A 16610-nucleotide genomic window follows, 5' to 3' on the forward strand; every position below is an offset into this window, starting at 1 on the left:
ACCCGGATTCCTCCGGGTCCCGCCCCCGCGCCGAAGCCCTCCGCGCCGGGCCTCAGATCCAGCTGAGTTCCCACAGGCGCCAGATGCCGGTGCCGTCCGTCAGGTACTGGGAGCCGGCGACCGCGTCCGTGGCGAGGACGTAGTCCTTCTTCTGCCACAGCGGCACGAGCGGGACCTCGGCCGCGACCTCGCTCTGGATCGTCCTGAAGTCGGTGGTGGCCCGGGAGCGGTCGCTGAACTGCTGCGTGGAGGTGATCAGCGTGTCGATCTTCTTGTTCGAGTACCCGTTGTGCAGGGTGTTGTCGGTGCCGACGAGCGGCGCGGTGAAGCTGTCGGAGTCGGGGAAGTCGGGGAGCCAGCCGACGGTGTAGACGTCGAAGGTGCCCTTCGCGTACTGCTTCTGGAAGTCCTCCCACTTGACCTCGACGGTCTCGATCTGGAAGAGGCCGGTCTCCTCCAGCTGCCGCTTGATCTCGGTGGTCTCGGTGGCGTAGGTGTCGCCCTTGCGGAAGCCGAAGGTGAACTTCACCGGCGTCTTGACCCCGGCGTCCTTCAGGATCTGCTTCGCCTTCTTCGCGCTCGGCTCCGGGTAGAGGTCGTAGAACGCGGTGCTGTGGCCGACGAAGCCCTGCGGGATGAGGGAGTACAGCGGCTCGACCGTGCCCTTGTAGGCCCCGGTGGTGATCGCCGGGCGGTCGATGACCGCCGCGACGGCCTGCCGCACGGCCTTGTCCGCCATGGGCGAGCCGGGCCGGACGTTGAAGTTGATGTTGCGGATCTCGGCGCTCTCCGCCTCGGTGACCCGGACGCTGTCCGTGCTCTCCAGGGTGGAGAGGAAGGCCGGCGGCAGCTCGCGGTGCGTCACCGCGACCTGCTTCGCCTTCCAGGCGTTGGCGAGGTCCTCGGACTTGGCGTAGTACTTCACGAGGACCGGCCGGCCGGTCTTGGTGACGGCGCCCTTGTACCTCGGGTTGGGCTCCAGGAGGGCGGACTCGCCCGGCTTGTACTCCTTGAGGACGTACGGCCCCGATCCCTCGGCCGTGCCGCCCTCGCGCAGCTTCTTGTCCGGGTACTGCTCGCGGTCCACGATCGAGCCGGCGCCGGTGGCCAGCTTCAGCGGGAAGGTGACGTCCTTGCCGCTCAGGTGGAAGGTGACGACGCGGCCCGCGGCGTCGACGCTCTTCAGCATCGGGAACAGCGGCTGCGGACCGACGTCCGTCTTGATCCGCATCATCCGGTCGAAGGAGTACTTGACGTCCTCGGCGGTGATCTTGCGCCCGCTGGAGAACGTCAGGTCGTCGCGGAGCGTGCACTCGTACGTGGTGAGCGCGGTGCCCACGAACCTGCAGCTCTCGGCGGCGTCCGGAACCGGCGTGGTGAAGCCCGGCTTGAACGTCAGCAACGACTGGTAGATGTTGCTGTACATGGCCCAGGAACCGGCGTCGTACGCGCCGGCCGGGTCGAGTGAAGTGACCTCGTCGGTGGTGCCGACGGTGATCGGATCCGCCTTGACGCCGTTGGAGGGCAGGAGTTGCCAGCCCCCCACTCCGGCCGCCACCAGTACTCCACAAGTGATGAGGATCCGCAGACGGACCGTCGACCGCATTGCCGTGCTTCCTTTTTTTGGTACCACCCCAGTTGCGACGACATCCCCCGAAAACCGTCGCGATGGCGTCATCCCATCACACCGTTTTCGCAAGCGGAAGAGAAAAATTTCATATCACAGGTATATGTCCGGGATATGAGACTTTAAGTCGATGAGCAGCACGTATCGCTCTCGGTGCGGTGAGTGACAATGCCGGATCATGCCTGTTTCGAGGCGATTTCGACGAGGGTGATGTCGGAGGGCGCGCCGACCCGGACGGGGGGTCCCCAGGCGCCCGCGCCCCGCGACACGTACAGCTGGGTGTCGCCGTACCGTTCGAGCCCCGCGACGGTCGGGTTGGCGAGTTCGGCGATCATGCCGCCGGGCCAGAGCTGGCCGCCGTGGGTGTGGCCGGAGAGCTGGAGGTCCACGCCGTGGCGCACGGCGTCGTGGATCACGATCGGCTGGTGCGCGAGGAGGACGGCGGCGCGGTTCCGGTCGCGGTCGCCCAGGGCGCGCCCGAAGTCGGGACCCCCGCCCTCCTTCTCGCCCGCCACGTCGTCCACGCCCGCGAGGTCGAAGCCGGCCGCGATCTCCACGCGCTCGTTGCGCAGCGGACGCAGACCGAGTTCCCGTACGTGGTCGACCCAGGCGTCGGCGCCCGAGAAGTACTCGTGGTTGCCGGTGACGAAGAAGGAGCCGTGGCGGGCGCGGAGCCGGGCGAGCGGTTCGGCGGCGGAGCCGAGGTCCGCCACGGTGCCGTCCACGAGGTCGCCGACGACCGCGATCAGATCGGGCTGCGTGGCGTTGACCGCGTCCACGATGCGCCGGGTGTGGGCGCGGCCCAGGATCGGCCCCAGGTGGACGTCGGAGACGACGGCGATCCGGTAGCCGTGCGCGGCGCGCGGCACCTTGGCGAGCGGCACGGTGACCCGCTTGACCCGGGGGCCGCGCAGGACGCCGTACGTGCCGTACCCCACGGTCCCGAGGGCGACGGCGGCGGCCGCGCCGCCGACGGCGCGCGAGACGAAGAGACGGCGGGAGACGTCGGCGGACGCGGTGGCCGGGGCGGTGGCGGGAGGCCCGGCGGAGGGCTCCGGAGGGGCGTCGGCGGGGGCCGCGGGCCCGGCGGGGGCTCCGGCGGCGGGCCCGGCGGGGACTCCCGCCGGTTCCGCGGCGACCGGCGCCGGCACGGGGACGGGGGCGGCCGGGGCCGTCGCGCTCGCGCGGCGGGCGAGCCAGGCGCGCAGGACGGGGCGGACGGCCTCGCCCGCCACCAGGGCCAGGACCAGGTACAGCAGCACGGCGAGCCACAGGAAGCCGGGCCAGGCGAACACCTGCTGGAGCCGGAAGGGCACGCCCGCCCGGGAGGAGACCAGGGCCGCGAGCGAGAGCAGCGGCAGGACCACGGCGGCGGCGGTGCCCAGGCGGCGCGGCAGGCCGCCGGGGGACGTCACGTCGCGCACCAGGCGCCGCCACACGTATCCGTGGACGGCGCCGAGCAGCGCGAGGACCACGACCAGCAGGAGGACGATCACGTCCCGGTACCCCTTCTTCCCGACGTCTCTTCTAGACGTCCGCGCGGCGCGCGGCGCGCACCCCGCGCAACCCGAGGACGCCGATGACCGTCCCCAGAACAAAGGACGTGACGGCGAGCATCAGATGCACCCAGAAGTAGGCCGTCGGGTCGCCCGCGTCGTCGAAGGCGAGACCGCTCCCGTCCTTCCACAGGTTCTTGACGAAAGTGACCCAGATGAGCCAGCTCCACACCCCGAACGCGAGCAGGAACCAGGAGACGCGACGGCTGAGCTTCATACCCCCAGTATCACCACCGGCCCCGCGCGCCCCGCGTCCGGGTGGACGGAGCGGATCGAACGGACCACCCGGGTTCGGATATCTGTTCCGTGCCTGTAATTTCACGAGTGTGTCCGCTTCCAAGATGACCGCCCGGGCGGTCGCCGCCGCCGCCGTGTTCCTCCCGCTCGTCCTCGCCGCGCCCGCGGCCCACGCCGACGGCAAGGACTCCCAGGACAAGCAGCCCAGGCCCCCCGCCTCCATGTCCAGGGTCGGCGGCGCCCTGCTCGGCATGCCGGGCACGCAGGTGCGGCTCGCACCCGGCGTCCCCGTGCTGCCGAAGGAGCTGTCGGCCCGCTCCTGGATCGTCGCGGACGCGGAGAGCGGGAAGGTCCTGGCCGCACACAACGCGCACTGGCCGCTCGCCCCGGCGTCCACCCTCAAGATGCTCTTCGCCGACACCCTCCTCCCGAAGTTCGACAAGAAGGAGAAGCACCTGGTCACCGTCCAGGACCTGACGGGACTCGGGGAGGGTTCCAGTCTGGTCGGCGTCAAGGAGAAGCAGACCTACAGCGTCCACGACCTGTGGCTCGGCGTCTTCCTCCGTTCCGGCAACGACGCCGTGCACGTCCTGACGAACATGAACAAGGGCCTCGCCCAGACCGTGAAGGAGATGAACGACCACGCGGTCGAGCTCCAGGCGCTCGACACCCACGTGGTCACCCCGGACGGCTACGACGCCCCGGGCCAGGTCTCCTCCGCGTACGACCTCACGCTCATCGCCCGCAACGGCATGACGAAGCCGGACTTCCGCGAGTACGCCGCCACGCCCCGCGCCGCCTTCCCCGGCATACAGAAGCCGGGCGAGAAGAAGCGCGAGACCTTCGAGATCCAGAACACCAACCGGCTGCTCACGGGCGACTTCGGCGTCCCCCCGTACCAGGGGGTCGCGGGGGTGAAGAACGGCAACACCACGCACGCGGGCGCCACCTTCACCGGGGTCGCGGAGCGGAACGGCAAGGTCCTGCTCGTCACCGTGATGAACCCCTCCTCGAAGGAGCAGCACGCCGTCTACCGGGAGACCGCCCGGCTGTTCGACTGGGGCTTCGCGGCGATTGGGAAGGTGGAGCCGGTGGGCGAGCTGGTGCCGCCGCGCTCGGTCCGCACGGCGACGACCGGTCCCTCCGCCGCGTCGGATCCGGCCTCCGGCAAGGGCACCGCGCCGGAGGCCGCCCACGCGACCATCGCCGGCGGATCCGGCGGGATCGGGATCGCGCTGGCCGTGACGGGCGGGGCCGTCGTCCTCCTGGCGAGCGGCGTCTTCCTGGTCAACCGCCGCTGGCCGTCGGCCGCGTCGGGGGCGCTCCGCCGCCGCGCCGGGGACGCGGGCGTTCCGGCGGACGGGGACTCCCCGGACGACCGGAAGACCTCGTAGGCGGAGGACCGCCGGAACGGCCGGGTCCACGCCGGGAGGGCTCCCGGGCCGACCGGGACCGCGGGGGGCGGAAGGTCCCCTGGCCGGTCAGAACCACAGGGGGCCGGAGGGCCCCGAACGGCCCAGGAGCGTCGCGAGGAAGGCGCCCCCCGGGCCTGAGGGCCTCCGGCCCGGCGCCCGCGCCAGGTGGGAGCCGCCCGTCCGTCCCGGAGGCCCCGGCGGGCGCGCGTCCCCTTCCCCGTCCGGGGACTTCGCGAGCGGGACGCCTCCCCCGCCGTCCGGGGAGTCCGGGTCCGGAGGGCCGGGTCGGCCGGAACGGTCGGGTCGGTCGGCTCGGTCCGGGTCGTCGGTCCGGTCGGGCTCCCCGTCCTTCCGGGGCGTTCCCGTGGCCGTCCAGGCGGCGCAGAACAGCAGCAGCTTCGCCGTCAGGTTGATCCACACCATCAGGGCGACCGGGACGCCGAAGGCCCCGTACATCGACTTCGCCGCGACCCCCCTCATGTACCCGCCGAGCAGCAGCTTGAGCAGTTCGAAGCCGACCGCCCCCATGAGCCCGGCCACCACGAGCGCCTTGCGGGGCGGTTCCACGCCGGGCAGCAGCGTCAGGACGTAGAGCAGGATCAGGAAGTCGGCGACGGCGGCGACGAGGACGGCGGCGGTCTGGAGGAGGACGCCGCCCGCCCCGCCCTCGGAGATGCCGAGCCGCTCGGCGCTCCAGCCGATCGCGGTGGAGCCGAGCCAGGAAGCGGCGAACGAACCGAGGGCGACGCCGCCGAGCCCGACGAGGACGACGGCGTCCTTCCCCTTGAGCACGATCGGGTTGCCCTCGACGTCGTCGAGGCCCCACACCGCGCGCAGGCACTCCCGCATGGAGCCGATCCAGCTGATGCCGGTGAAGAGGAGGACGGCGCCGGCGACGACCCCGACGGTGCCCGCGTTGGCGACCAGCCCGCCGATGTCGAGCTGGTCGGAGATGCCGGGCACCTGCTCGCCGAGCTTCTCCTCGATCCGGTCGAGCTGTCCGTCGCTCAGGAGCGCGGCCCCGATCGCGGCGCCGACGGTGATGAGCGGGAAGAGGGCGAGGAAGGAGAGGAAGGTGAGGGCGGCCGCGAGCCGGGTCCAGTGGGCCCTGTCGAGGGTCTCGTAGGAGCGCCAGGCGTGGGTGCGCATGAGGCGGGCGACCCAGGGGCCGATGACGGGGAGCGTGGTCAGCCAGTCCATGTCGTGCGTGTTCCCCTCGATCCGTGCGCCGCGGGTTGACCGGAGTACGAGAATCCCCCGCTCCGGTCCGTGTATGCGCGACCGACATGGCGAGGGGGCGGGGATTGTCTTCCGATGGTCCTTCGATCGGTTCATCACCCGTTTCGCCGAACCGCCCGGCAATACCGACATAAGCCGCACCAGCGGATATACGGTCGCCTTCATGGCCGTCGGGACCCGTGCCCGGGGCGGCGACCGCGCGGCGGTCACCGGCCGGGGCCGTTCCGTCCGGGCCCTTCCCGCCGTCCCGGACCCCAGGAGGAGTTCACCGTGCAGGACGTCTTCCGCGCGCCGCAGTCCCTGCTCGTCCTCGGCGGCACCTCCGGGATCGGGCTCGCCACCGCCCGCCGGCTGATCGCCCGGCGCACCCGTACGGTCCGGCTGGCCGGCCGCCCCTCCCCCGCGCTCACGGCCGCCGCCGGCTCGCTGCGCGCGCTCGGCGCCGAGGTGCGCACGGTCCCCTTCGACGCGCTCGACCCCGCGTCGCACGGGGAACGGCTCGGCGGGGTCTTCGCCGAGGGGCCCGTCGACATGGTGCTCCTCGCCTTCGGCGTCCCGGGCGACCAGGCCCGCGACGAGACCGACCCGGCCGCCGCCGTCCGGGTCGCCGGGACCAACTACACCGGCGCCGTCTCGGCGGGCCTGGTGTGCGCGGGCGCGCTCCAGGCGCAGGGGCACGGCTCGCTCGTGGTGCTCTCCTCGGTGGCGGCCGAGCGGGCCCGGCGCGCCGACTTCATCTACGGCTCCTCGAAGGCGGGACTCGACGCCTTCGCCCAGGGCCTCGGGGACGCGCTGCACGGCACCGGGGTGCACGTGATGGTGGTGCGGCCCGGTCCCGTCCGGCCGGGGAGGGCGGGCGGGCGTCCCGGGGAGCCGTTCGCGAGCACTCCGGAGGAGGTCGCGACGGCGATCGAGCGGGGGCTGCGGCGGCGCGCGGAGACGGTGTGGGTGCCGGGGGTGCTGCGGCCGGTGATGGCGGCGGTCCGGCACGTCCCGAGACCGCTGTTCCGGCGGCTGCCGGTGTGAGGAGGGCTTCCCTCACGGGGCCCCTGTGGGGGGCGCCCCCCCCGGGGGGGGCGGGGACGCTCAGCCGGCCGCCGGTGTCGTCGTCGGGGCGTCCACCGGGCTGCCGCCCTGCGCCGGGACGGCGCGGATCGAGTGGCCGCTGCCGAACTCGTAGTCGTACAGCTTCCGCCACACCCCGTCCGCGCCCTGCTCGTACAGCGCGAAGGAGCGGCAGGTCCAGGCCGCCTCGTACCCGGCCAGCTCCTCGAACGCCCGGTCCATCCCCTCCTCGGAGATGCCGTGCGCCACGGTGACGTGCGGGTGGTACGGGAACTGGAGCTCGCGCACGAGCGGCCCCGACTCGTCCCTGATCCGCTGCTGGAGCCGGTCGCAGGGGGCGACGCCCTCCTCCAGCTTCACGTAGACCACCGGGGAGAGCGGCCGGAAGGTCCCGGTGCCCCTCAGGCGGACCGGGAAGGGCTGGTAGCCCGCGGCGACGCGCGCGAGGTGCGCCTCGATCTCCGGCAGCCGCTCCCCCGGGACCTCGGTCGGCGGGACGAGGGTGACGTGGGTGGGGATGCCGTGCGCCGCCCGGTCCCCGAAGCCGGCGCGCCGCTCCTGGAGCAGGCTGCCGTAGGGCTCCGGGACCGCGATCGAAACGCCGAGCGTTACGGTCCCCACGTCGTTCTCCTCCGTCGTCCGTCGCCCCGGGGCGACTCGTGTGCGGTGGTGCAGCCGCCAGTGTGCGGCCTGCACCGCCTTCGTGGCCAGCGTCCCCGGACTCAGTGCTTGGCGGGCAGGAAGCCGATGCGCTCGTACGTCTGCGCGAGCGTCTCGGCGGCGACCGCGCGGGCCTTCTCCGCGCCCTTGGCCAGGACCGAGTCCAGCGTCTCCGGGTCGTCCAGGTATTCCTGGGTGCGGGTCCGGAACGGCGTGACGAAGTCCACCATCACCTCGGCGAGGTCCGTCTTCAGCGCGCCGTACATCTTGCCCTCGTAGCTCTTCTCCAGGTCGGCGACGGCCGTCCCGGTGAGGGTGGACATGATGGTGAGGAGGTTGGAGACGCCGGCCTTGTTCTCCGGGTCGAAGCGGATCACCGTGTCGGTGTCGGTGACGGCGCTCTTCACCTTCTTCGCGGTGGCCTTCGGCTCGTCCAGGAGGTTGATGAGGCCCTTCGGCGTGGAGGCCGACTTGCTCATCTTGACCGAGGGGTCCTGGAGGTCGTAGATCTTCGCCGTCTCCTTCAGGATGTACGGCGAGGGGATCGTGAAGGTGTCGCCGAAGCGCCCGTTGAACCGCTCCGCGAGGTCGCGGGTCAGCTCGATGTGCTGGCGCTGGTCCTCGCCGACCGGGACCTCGTTCGCCTGGTAGAGCAGGATGTCCGCGACCTGGAGCACCGGGTACGTGAAGAGGCCGACGGTGGCGCGGTCGGCGCCCTGCTTGGCGGACTTGTCCTTGAACTGGGTCATGCGGGACGCCTCGCCGAAGCCGGTGAGGCAGTTCATGACCCAGCCGAGCTGGGCGTGCTCGGGCACGTGGCTCTGGACGAAGAGGGTGCAGCGCTCCGGGTCGAGGCCGGCGGCGAGGAGCTGGGCGGCGGCGAGCCGGGTGTTGGCGCGCAGCTCGGCGGGGTCCTGCGGGACCGTGATCGCGTGGAGGTCGACGACCATGTAGAAGGCGTCGTGCGTCTCCTGCAGGGCGACCCACTGGCGCACGGCGCCGAGGTAGTTGCCGAGGTGGAACGAGCCTGCGGTGGGCTGGATTCCGGAGAGCACGCGCGGACGATGCTGCATGGCGGAGCCATTCCCCTGGGGGTGGTGGTGGGCGACGGGCGGGCTGTCAAAGGCCATGCACATCATTCTCTCAGGTACGGAGGGTGCCCCGGACTGCCGGTGTCCCGGGCGGGGCGGGAGCGGGGGCGGGGCCGGGGGGGGGCGCGGCGCGCGGCGCCCCCGCCCGGTCCCGCCGGGGGGTCAGACCGGGAGGCCCGGGGCCGGGAAGGCGGCCATCAGGTCGGCGACCTCGCGGCGGATCGCGGCGAGGGCCTCCTCGTCGCCCCGGCGGGCCGCCGCGACGCCCCGGTCGATCCAGTCCGCGACCCGGTCCATGTGCTCCGTGCCGAGGCCGCGGGAGGTGAGGGCGGGGGTGCCGATGCGGAGGCCGGAGGGGTCGAAGGGCTTCCGGGGGTCGTGGGGGACGGTGTTGTGGTTGACGACGACGCCCGCCCGGTCGAGGGCCTTCGCGGCGGTCTTGCCCGGGACGCCCCTGGAGGTGAGGTCCATCAGGATCAGGTGGGTGTCGGTGCCGCCGGAGACCAGGTCGAAACCGCGGGCGAGGAGGGCGTCGGCGAGGGCCTTCGCGTTGGCGACGACGGCGTGGGCGTAGGTGCGGAAGGAGGGCAGGGCGGCCTCGCGCAGGGCGACGGCGACGGCGGCGGTGGTCTGGTTGTGGGGGCCGCCCTGGAGGCCGGGGAAGACGGCCCGGTCGAGGGCCCTCGCGTGCTCCTCGCGGGACAGGAGCATGGCGCCGCGCGGGCCGCGCAGGGTCTTGTGGGTGGTCGTGGAGATCACGTCCGCGTGTCCGGCCGGGGAGGGGTGGGCACCGCCCGCGATCAGGCCCGCGACGTGGGCGATGTCGGCGACGAGCACGGCGCCGGCCTCGCGGGCGATCTCGCCGAAGGCGGCGAAGTCGACGGTGCGGGGCAGCGCGGTGCCGCCGCAGAAGATCACCTTCGGGCGCTCCCTGAGGGCGGTCTCGCGGACCTCGTCGAGGTCGACGAGCCCGTTGTCGCGGCGTACGCCGTACTGGACGCCCCGGAACCACGAGCCGGTCGCGGAGACGCCCCAGCCGTGGGTGAGGTGGCCGCCCATGGGCAGGGCCATGCCCATGACGGTGTCGCCGGGCTCGGCGAAGGCGAGGTACACGGCGAGGTTGGCGGGGGAGCCCGAGTAGGGCTGGACGTTGGCGTGTTCGACGCCGAAGAGGGCCTTGGCGCGTTCGACGGCCAGGGCCTCGATCCTGTCGATGTTCTGCTGGCCCTCGTAGTAGCGGCGGCCGGGGTAGCCCTCGCTGTACTTGTTCTGGAGGACGGTGCCTGAGGCTTCGAGGACGGCGGCGGAGACGTAGTTCTCGCTGGGGATGAGGCGCAGGGTCTCGGCCTGGAGCTCCTCCTCGGCGCCGACGAGGGCGGCGAGTTCGGGGTCGGCGGCGGCGAGCGCGGGGTGGGCGGCGGTTCCGGCTGCGGCGGGCGCGGGGCGGGCGGCGGTGGCGGTTTCGCTGGTGGTGACGGTCACGGTGGCGTCCTCCGGGCGTGTGCGGGGTCCCGGGGCGCGGCGCCGCCGGGACGTCGGTCCCGGGACGCCCGGGCGGGCGGCGTCTCGTGCGGTCTGCCGCGCGCGGCTCCCCCGGGGTCGCTTCCCCGTGCGCCAGTCGCCGCGCGTGCCGACAGAGTAGCGGGCGCGCCGCGGCCGAGGTTTCCGCGTCCGGCATCCGACCGACGATAGAAAAAGGGGCCACACCCGCCCCGGGCCGCAGGACGAACGGAGACCCCGTGTCGAGGACAGCAGACGCGATCGCTTCGGCGGAGGCGCACAGCGCCCACAACTACCACCCCCTTCCGGTCGTCGTCGCCTCGGCGGACGGCGCCTGGATGACCGACGTCGAGGGCCGCCGGTACCTCGACCTGCTCGCCGGGTACTCGGCGCTCAACTTCGGGCACGGCAACCGGCGTCTGATCGGCGCGGCGAAGGCCCAGCTGGAGCGGGTGACGCTGACCTCGCGCGCCTTCCACCACGACCGGTTCGCCGACTTCTGCGCGCGGCTCGCGGAGCTGTGCGGCAAGGAGGCGGTGCTGCCGATGAACACCGGCGCGGAGGCGGTGGAGACGGCGGTGAAGACGGCCCGGAAGTGGGGGTACGAGGTGAAGGGCGTGCCGGACGGGCACGCGAAGATCGTGGTGGCGGCGAACAACTTCCACGGCCGGACGACGACGATCGTGAGCTTCTCCACGGACCACGAGGCGCGGGACCACTACGGGCCGTACACGCCGGGGTTCGAGATCGTGCCGTACGGGGACCTGACGGCCATGGAGGCGGCGGTCACCGAGAACACGGTGGCGGTGCTCCTCGAACCGATCCAGGGCGAGGCGGGGGTCCTGGTCCCCCCGGCCGGCTACCTGCCGGGGGTGCGGGAGCTGACGCGCCGGCGGAACGTGCTGTTCGTGGCGGACGAGATCCAGTCGGGCCTCGGCCGCACGGGGAGGACGTTCGCGTGCGAGCACGAGGGGGTGGTCCCGGACGTGTACCTGCTCGGGAAGGCGCTGGGGGGCGGGGTGGTGCCGGTGTCGGCGGTGGTCGCGGACCGCGACGTGCTCGGGGTCTTCCGGCCGGGCGAGCACGGTTCGACCTTCGGCGGGAACCCGCTGGCCTGCGCGGTGGCCCTGGAGGTGATCGCGATGCTGCGGACGGGCGAGTACCAGGAGCGGGCGGCGGTGCTCGGCGAGCACCTCCACGCCGAGCTGGGGCTGCTCGTGGGCGGCGGCGCGGTGCGGGCGGTGCGCGGGCGCGGGCTGTGGGCCGGGGTGGACGTCGACCCGGCGCGGGGGACGGGCCGGGAGATCTCGGAGCGGCTGCTGGAGCGCGGGGTCCTGGTGAAGGACACCCACGGCTCCACGATCCGGATCGCCCCGCCGCTGGTCGTCTCGAAGGAGGACCTGGACTGGGGTCTCGAACAGCTGCGGGAGGTGCTGTCGGCCTGATCCGCGCTCCCGGGGCGGGCGGGGCGGCCGGTCCGGTCCGCCCGCCCCGTCACAGGATCACGTGCGGCAGGAAGCGGGCGTACTCGTCGGTGACGGGCCCGGCCGACTCGCGGATGCCGAGGCCCGCCGCCTCGTCCCGGACCACCCACGCGCCGAGCACCACCCGGTTGCCGTCGAAGTCGGGGAGCGGGGCCAGGGCCTGGTAGCAGCACGCCTCCCCGTCCCGCACGAAGGGTTCCGTGCCGGCCTCGTGGAGGGTGACGCCCGCGCCCTCGCGGCCGAGCAGCGGTTTGGCGGCCCAGCCCGTGGTGGCGGCGAGTTCGCGCGGGCCGTCGAGGTAGGAGGGCAGCAGGTTGGGGTGGCCCGGGTACAGCTCCCACAGGATCGCGAGGAGCGCCTTGTTGGAGAGCAGCATCTTCCAGGCGGGCTCGATCCAGCAGGTGGTGCCGGTGCCGCCGCCGTTGTCGAGGGTGTCCAGGACGTGCGGGCCGAAGCGGTCGGTGGTCAGCCACTCCCACGGGTAGAGCTTGAAGCAGCTGCGGAGGAAGCGGAGCCGGTCGTCCACGAAGCGGCGCGAGAGCCGGTCCCAGCCGATCCGCTCGACGGAGAGCGCCTCGGTCTCCAGGCCGGCCTGCTGGGCGGTCTCGCGCAGGTACGCGACCGTCATCAGGTCCTCGCCCAGCTCGTCGCCGTCCGAGTGGGCGAAGTGGACGGGGCCGGGCGGCAGGAGGTGGGCCTGTCGCCTCCAGGCGTCCACGAGCCGTTCGTGGAGGGAGTTCCACTGGTCGGCGCCGGGGAACCGCTCCTCCATCCAGAACCACTGCGGGCCGGCGGCCTCCACGAGCGAGGTGGGGGTGTCGGCGTTGTACTCCAGCATCCTGGCCGGGCCCGTGCCGTCGTAGTGCAGGTCGAACCGGCCGTAGATGGTGGGCAGTTCGGCGCGGCGCCGCCAGGACTCGGCGACCAGAGCCGCCAGCGCGGGATCGGTGATGCCGAGGTCGGCGAAACGTTCCCGCTCGACGATGTGCGCGGCCGCCGCGAGGCACATCCCGTGCAGCTCCTCGACGGTCTCCTCCAGCGCCTCGACCTCGGGCAGCGAGAAGGAGTAGTACGCGCTCTCGTCCCAGTACGGGCGCAGCGAGCCGTCGGGGTGGCGGGTCAGCGGGTAGACGAGCCCCTGCTCCTCGACGGTCCGCTGCCAGTCGGGGCGGGGTTCGATGGTGTGGCGTTCCACGGTGCCGGGTCCGCCTCAGCCGCCGCTGGAGCCGGAGCAGCCGAATCCGCCGGTGTCGACGGCGGTCTTGTCGAAGCTGCCGCCGCCGACCTTCCTGTCGCGGACGGAACCGCCGTAGTAGTACGAGCCGCGGGTGCCGCCGTCGTCATCGTCGTCGCCCCGCCCGCCGCCGTCGCACCGGTAGTTGGGCAGCTCCTCCCGGGTCACCGGGTCCACGCACCGCTTGTCCGGTTCGCTGCCGCACGAGGTGATCGCCGCCGCCAGCACACCCATCCCCCCGAGCACCACCGTGCTCGACCTCAGCCTCCGCATGTCCGACGCCCTCCCCTTCGCGCTCGCGGCCGGCGCGCTCGCGCCGCTCGCGACCGCACAGTGTAGGCCGGTGGTTCCCGGCCCCGCCGACCGGAGCCGTTCCGCGCCCCCGGGACGGCGCGCGTCCGCCCGGCCGCCCGTTCCGACCAGGCCCCGGGCCCGGGTCCGCCCGCTACCCGGCGCGGAGGGGGAGCGTGCGGAGAAGGGCCTCCAGGGCTCCCGGCCACGCGCTGTCCGACGGGGTGGCGTAGCCGACGACGAGGCCGTCCGCCGCCCGGGACGCGCCGGGGCGGCGGTAGTCGTCCAGGCCCCGGACGGCGAGCCCGTGCCAGGCGGCGGAGCGCAGGGTCTCCCGTTCGGTGCCCGGCGGGAGGACGAGGACGGCGTGCAGGCCGGCCGCGATCCCGCCGATCCGGGTCTCCGGGGAGCGGGCGGCCACCGCCGCCACGAGCTGGTCGCGGCGGCGCCGGTAGCGCAGCCGCATCGCCCGCACGTGCCGGTCGTACGCCCCCGACCCCAGGAACTCCGCGAACGCCAGCTGGTCCGGCGCCGCGGACACCTGGTCGGCGGCCCGCTTCGCCTCCACCACCTCGTCCACCAGGCCCTCCGGCAGGACCATCCAGGCGAGGCGGAGGGCGGGCGCGAGGGACTTGCTGGCGGTCCCAAGGTAAACGACCCGTTCGGGGTCGAGGCCCTGGAGGGCGCCCACCGGCTGCCGGTCGTAGCGGAACTCCCCGTCGTAGTCGTCCTCCAGGACGAAGCCGCCCGCTCCGCGCGCCCAGTCGACCACGGCCGCGCGCCGGTCCGGCGGCAGGGCGCCGCCGAGCGGGAACTGGTGGGCCGCCGTCATGAGGACCGCCCCGCAGCCGTCGAGGTCCGCCGGCTCCCGGACGCTCGTGCCGGCCTCGTCGAAGGGCAGGACGGGGGTGCCGAGCCCCGCCCGGCCGAGGGCGTCGGCGTGGAGCCCGAGTCCGTACGACTCCACGGCCGCGGCCCGCGCGCCCCGGGCCCGCAGCACCTGCCCGAGCAGCGACAGGCCGTGCGTGAACCCCGCGCAGACCACGATCCGTTCGGGCCGGGCGTGCACGCCCCGCGCGCGGGCGAGGTATCCGGCGAGCGCGGTGCGCAGTTCGTCCCGGCCGCGCGGGTCCCCGTACCCGAAGGCGGCGTGGGGGGCGGCGGTGAGGGCGCGCCGGTACGCCTTGAGCCAGTCGGCGCGGGGGAAGGAGGCGAGGTCGGGGGTGCCGGCCTTGAGGTCGTGGGCGGGGGCGGCGGGCCGGGGGGCGCGCGTCCGGGACCGGGGCGCCGGGGCGCGCGGGGCGGTGCGGTGGGCGACCCGGGTGCCGGAACCCTGCCGGGCGGTCAGCCAGCCCTCGGCGACCAGCTCCGCGTACGCGTCGGCGACGGTGTTGCGGGCGATGCCGAGGTCGGCGGCGAGCGAGCGGGAGGACGGCAGCCGGGTGCCCGCCTCCAGGCGTCCGCCGCGCACCGCCTCCCGCAGGGCGTCCGTGAGGCCCGCGCGCAGGCGCGGCCCCCGCAGCTCCAGATGGAGGTCGGCCCCGAAAGTGGACCAGTCGTTCGCCATGGAAATGGACCATACCCCTGCGCCACCCGGCTCCTACCGTGAAACCATGACGACCACGAGACAGTCTGCCGCGCCGGCCGGGCGGGCCGGAACCGCCCACGAGCACGCGCCCCGGCTCCTCCTCGCCGAGCGGGTCCCCGACTTCTACCGGGCGATGACCCGCCTGGAGGCGGCGGCCGCGAAGGACATCGACCCCGTCCTGTACCACCTGATCAAGATCCGGGCCTCGCAGATCAACCACTGCGCGTTCTGCGTGGACATGCACAGCAAGGACGCGCTGGCGGAGGGCGAGAGCGTGGAGAGGATCGTGCAGCTCTCCGCCTGGGAGGAGTCGCGGCACTTCTACACCGACCGGGAGCTGGCGGCGCTCGCCCTGACCGAGGCCGTCACCGTCCTCACCGACGGCTTCGTCCCCGACGAGGTGTACGCGCGGGCCGCCGCCCACTTCGACGAGACCGAGCTGGCCCGGGTCATCGCCGCCGTCGTCACCATCAACGCCTGGAACCGGATCGGCGTCACCACACGGATGGCGCCCGGCCACTACGCCCCGCGCTCCGCGTAGGGCCCCCGGGGGCCCGCCGGCTCCCGCGAGGGGGCCGACGGGCCCGGGCCCGGCCGGAGCCGTACGGGCCCGGCCCGGATCAGTACGGGCCCGGCCGGAAGAAGTCCAGGGCCACGCGGAGCACTTCGCGCTGTTTCGGCCAGTCCGCCTCCGGGCCGGCGGCCAGGATCGCGTAGTGGTTGCCGTCCTCCGCCGTGAACGCCCGGTCCACCACCTTGCGGCGCCCTCCCTCGCGGGAGTACGCGTACACCAGCTCGGCGGCGTCGGCCGGGGCGTCCGGATCGCCGGTGACCCGTTCGAGGCCGATCTCCTCGTAGCCGGGCTTGGCGGTCCTGCTGTTCTCGGAGACCGCGCGCAGGGCCTCGTACGGCGTCAGGCCCCGCTCGGTGACGACGAAGACCTGGAGCAGGCTCCGGCCGTCCGGCGCGTTGTAGAAGACGCCCTGGTCGGACTCGGTGCGGTTCCAGCCCTCGGGGATCGCGATCGTGAAGCTCTTGAGGTCCTTCACGGCGCGGTAGCCGGGCGGGGGGACGTCGTCCGAAGGGGTGGACGTGGCGGAGACGGAGGGCGACGGCGTGTCCCCGGTCGAACCGGGCGGAGGCTCCTCCGTCGCCGCGGTGGCGGAGACGGGCGGACCCGCCGCCGGGGGCTTCCCGTCGTCCCTCCCCCAGACCAGCCAGGTACCGGCGGAACCCGCCGCCAGGACGGCCACGGCCACCCCGGCGGCGAGCGCGGCCCGCGGACGGGGACGGGAGGGCGGGGGCGGGAGGACCGGGGCGTACGGCCGGCCGTCCGCGCCCGGCCCGTGGACCGGGGTGTACTCCGGCCCGTACGCGGGCGCGTACGCCGGTCCGCCCTCCGGCCCGTACTCCGGCCCGTACGCGGGCGGGTACTCCGGTGGCGGCGGCTGCGGCGGGACGACCGGGCCGGACCCGCCACCGCTCCCGGCCCCGTTCCCGGTCGCCGGTGCGCCGGGGCCGTTCCCGGTCACGGGTGCGCCGGGGCCGTTCCCCGTCTCCCAGCGCTGCGTCTCGTCGTTCCAGCGGAGCCCGTCCGCCCCGCCGCCCCCGTGGCCGCTCATC

15 protein-coding genes are annotated in these 16610 nt (G+C 73.8%); 4 read left to right on the forward strand and 11 right to left on the reverse strand.

The window, feature by feature from the left end:
* Positions 1 to 52: 52 nt before the first annotated feature.
* The 3 genes from ACFYZY_RS24160 to ACFYZY_RS24170 form a co-directional block, all read right to left on the reverse strand.
* Positions 53 to 1606: an ABC transporter substrate-binding protein gene (locus tag ACFYZY_RS24160; RefSeq protein WP_388697693.1), complete on the reverse strand. Its 1554-nt coding sequence runs from the start codon at positions 1604 to 1606 to the stop codon at positions 53 to 55.
* Positions 1607 to 1803: 197 nt separating this feature from the next.
* Entirely contained in the window at positions 1804 to 3123 is a 1320-nt protein-coding gene (locus tag ACFYZY_RS24165) for a metallophosphoesterase (RefSeq protein WP_388697695.1), read from the reverse strand.
* A 31-nt stretch (positions 3124 to 3154) separates the two neighbouring features.
* Positions 3155 to 3400: an SCO4848 family membrane protein gene (locus tag ACFYZY_RS24170; RefSeq protein WP_388697698.1), complete on the reverse strand. Its 246-nt coding sequence runs from the start codon at positions 3398 to 3400 to the stop codon at positions 3155 to 3157.
* A 109-nt stretch (positions 3401 to 3509) separates the two neighbouring features.
* Between ACFYZY_RS24170 and ACFYZY_RS24175 the strand changes: the two genes are divergently transcribed.
* Complete coding sequence (locus tag ACFYZY_RS24175) at positions 3510 to 4814, forward strand: D-alanyl-D-alanine carboxypeptidase family protein (RefSeq protein ID WP_388697700.1); 1305 nt, start codon at positions 3510 to 3512, stop codon at positions 4812 to 4814.
* 87 nt (positions 4815 to 4901) lie between these two features.
* On the opposite strand, the gene ACFYZY_RS24180 is transcribed toward ACFYZY_RS24175, so the two are convergent.
* Positions 4902 to 6035, reverse strand: coding sequence for a YihY/virulence factor BrkB family protein (locus ACFYZY_RS24180; protein WP_388697702.1), 1134 nt, complete (start codon positions 6033 to 6035; stop codon positions 4902 to 4904).
* Between the two features lie 309 nt (positions 6036 to 6344).
* Here ACFYZY_RS24180 and ACFYZY_RS24185 point away from each other — a divergent pair, with 309 nt between their 5' ends.
* A complete protein-coding gene (locus ACFYZY_RS24185; protein WP_388697704.1) occupies positions 6345 to 7100 on the forward strand; it encodes an SDR family NAD(P)-dependent oxidoreductase in 756 nt (251 codons plus the stop codon).
* Positions 7101 to 7160: 60 nt separating this feature from the next.
* Here the strand turns inward: ACFYZY_RS24185 and ACFYZY_RS24190 are convergent, their stop codons facing one another.
* From ACFYZY_RS24190 to glyA, 3 genes are all read right to left on the reverse strand, one after another.
* A complete protein-coding gene (locus ACFYZY_RS24190) occupies positions 7161 to 7760 on the reverse strand; it encodes a 2'-5' RNA ligase family protein (RefSeq protein WP_388697707.1) in 600 nt (199 codons plus the stop codon).
* 101 nt (positions 7761 to 7861) lie between these two features.
* Complete coding sequence (gene trpS / locus ACFYZY_RS24195) at positions 7862 to 8872, reverse strand: tryptophan--tRNA ligase (RefSeq protein WP_388697818.1); 1011 nt, start codon at positions 8870 to 8872, stop codon at positions 7862 to 7864.
* Between the two features lie 180 nt (positions 8873 to 9052).
* Positions 9053 to 10372 (reverse strand): serine hydroxymethyltransferase, encoded by a 1320-nt coding sequence (gene glyA, locus ACFYZY_RS24200; RefSeq protein ID WP_388697709.1) that lies wholly within the window; start codon positions 10370 to 10372, stop codon positions 9053 to 9055.
* Positions 10373 to 10629: 257 nt separating this feature from the next.
* Between glyA and rocD the strand changes: the two genes are divergently transcribed.
* On the forward strand, positions 10630 to 11835 hold the full coding sequence (gene rocD / locus ACFYZY_RS24205; RefSeq protein ID WP_388697712.1) for an ornithine--oxo-acid transaminase: 1206 nt from the start codon (positions 10630 to 10632) through the stop codon (positions 11833 to 11835).
* 49 nt (positions 11836 to 11884) lie between these two features.
* Here the strand turns inward: rocD and ACFYZY_RS24210 are convergent, their stop codons facing one another.
* The 3 genes from ACFYZY_RS24210 to ACFYZY_RS24220 form a co-directional block, all read right to left on the reverse strand.
* Positions 11885 to 13069 (reverse strand): glutathionylspermidine synthase family protein, encoded by a 1185-nt coding sequence (locus ACFYZY_RS24210; protein ID WP_388697715.1) that lies wholly within the window; start codon positions 13067 to 13069, stop codon positions 11885 to 11887.
* Positions 13070 to 13084: 15 nt separating this feature from the next.
* Complete coding sequence (locus ACFYZY_RS24215; protein WP_388697716.1) at positions 13085 to 13381, reverse strand: hypothetical protein; 297 nt, start codon at positions 13379 to 13381, stop codon at positions 13085 to 13087.
* 172 nt (positions 13382 to 13553) lie between these two features.
* Positions 13554 to 14966 (reverse strand): PLP-dependent aminotransferase family protein, encoded by a 1413-nt coding sequence (locus ACFYZY_RS24220; RefSeq protein WP_388697719.1) that lies wholly within the window; start codon positions 14964 to 14966, stop codon positions 13554 to 13556.
* Between the two features lie 46 nt (positions 14967 to 15012).
* Between ACFYZY_RS24220 and ACFYZY_RS24225 the strand changes: the two genes are divergently transcribed.
* Complete coding sequence (locus tag ACFYZY_RS24225; protein WP_388697721.1) at positions 15013 to 15528, forward strand: carboxymuconolactone decarboxylase family protein; 516 nt, start codon at positions 15013 to 15015, stop codon at positions 15526 to 15528.
* Between the two features lie 79 nt (positions 15529 to 15607).
* Here the strand turns inward: ACFYZY_RS24225 and ACFYZY_RS24230 are convergent, their stop codons facing one another.
* Positions 15608 to 16609: a hypothetical protein gene (locus ACFYZY_RS24230; protein ID WP_388697724.1), complete on the reverse strand. Its 1002-nt coding sequence runs from the start codon at positions 16607 to 16609 to the stop codon at positions 15608 to 15610.
* Position 16610: the final 1 nt, after the last annotated feature.

The sequence above is a fragment of the Streptomyces sp. NPDC001744 genome (assembly GCF_042892575.1).
In the GTDB taxonomy this organism is placed as follows: domain Bacteria; phylum Actinomycetota; class Actinomycetes; order Streptomycetales; family Streptomycetaceae; genus Streptomyces.

Bases quoted from the DNA above. Each gene is read 5' to 3' on its own strand.
- ACFYZY_RS24160 (WP_388697693.1), bottom strand. From the start codon at position 1,606: ATGCGGTCGACGGTCCGTCTGCGGATCCTCATCACTTGTGGAGTACTG.
- ACFYZY_RS24170 (WP_388697698.1), bottom strand. From the start codon at position 3,400: ATGAAGCTCAGCCGTCGCGTCTCCTGGTTCCTGCTCGCGTTCGGGGTG.
- trpS (WP_388697818.1), bottom strand. From the start codon at position 8,872: ATGCAGCATCGTCCGCGCGTGCTCTCCGGAATCCAGCCCACCGCAGGC.
- ACFYZY_RS24180 (WP_388697702.1), bottom strand. From the start codon at position 6,035: ATGGACTGGCTGACCACGCTCCCCGTCATCGGCCCCTGGGTCGCCCGC.
- ACFYZY_RS24220 (WP_388697719.1), bottom strand. From the start codon at position 14,966: ATGGCGAACGACTGGTCCACTTTCGGGGCCGACCTCCATCTGGAGCTG.
- ACFYZY_RS24215 (WP_388697716.1), bottom strand. From the start codon at position 13,381: ATGCGGAGGCTGAGGTCGAGCACGGTGGTGCTCGGGGGGATGGGTGTG.
- ACFYZY_RS24230 (WP_388697724.1), bottom strand. From the start codon at position 16,609: ATGAGCGGCCACGGGGGCGGCGGGGCGGACGGGCTCCGCTGGAACGAC.
- ACFYZY_RS24225 (WP_388697721.1), top strand. From the start codon at position 15,013: ATGACGACCACGAGACAGTCTGCCGCGCCGGCCGGGCGGGCCGGAACC.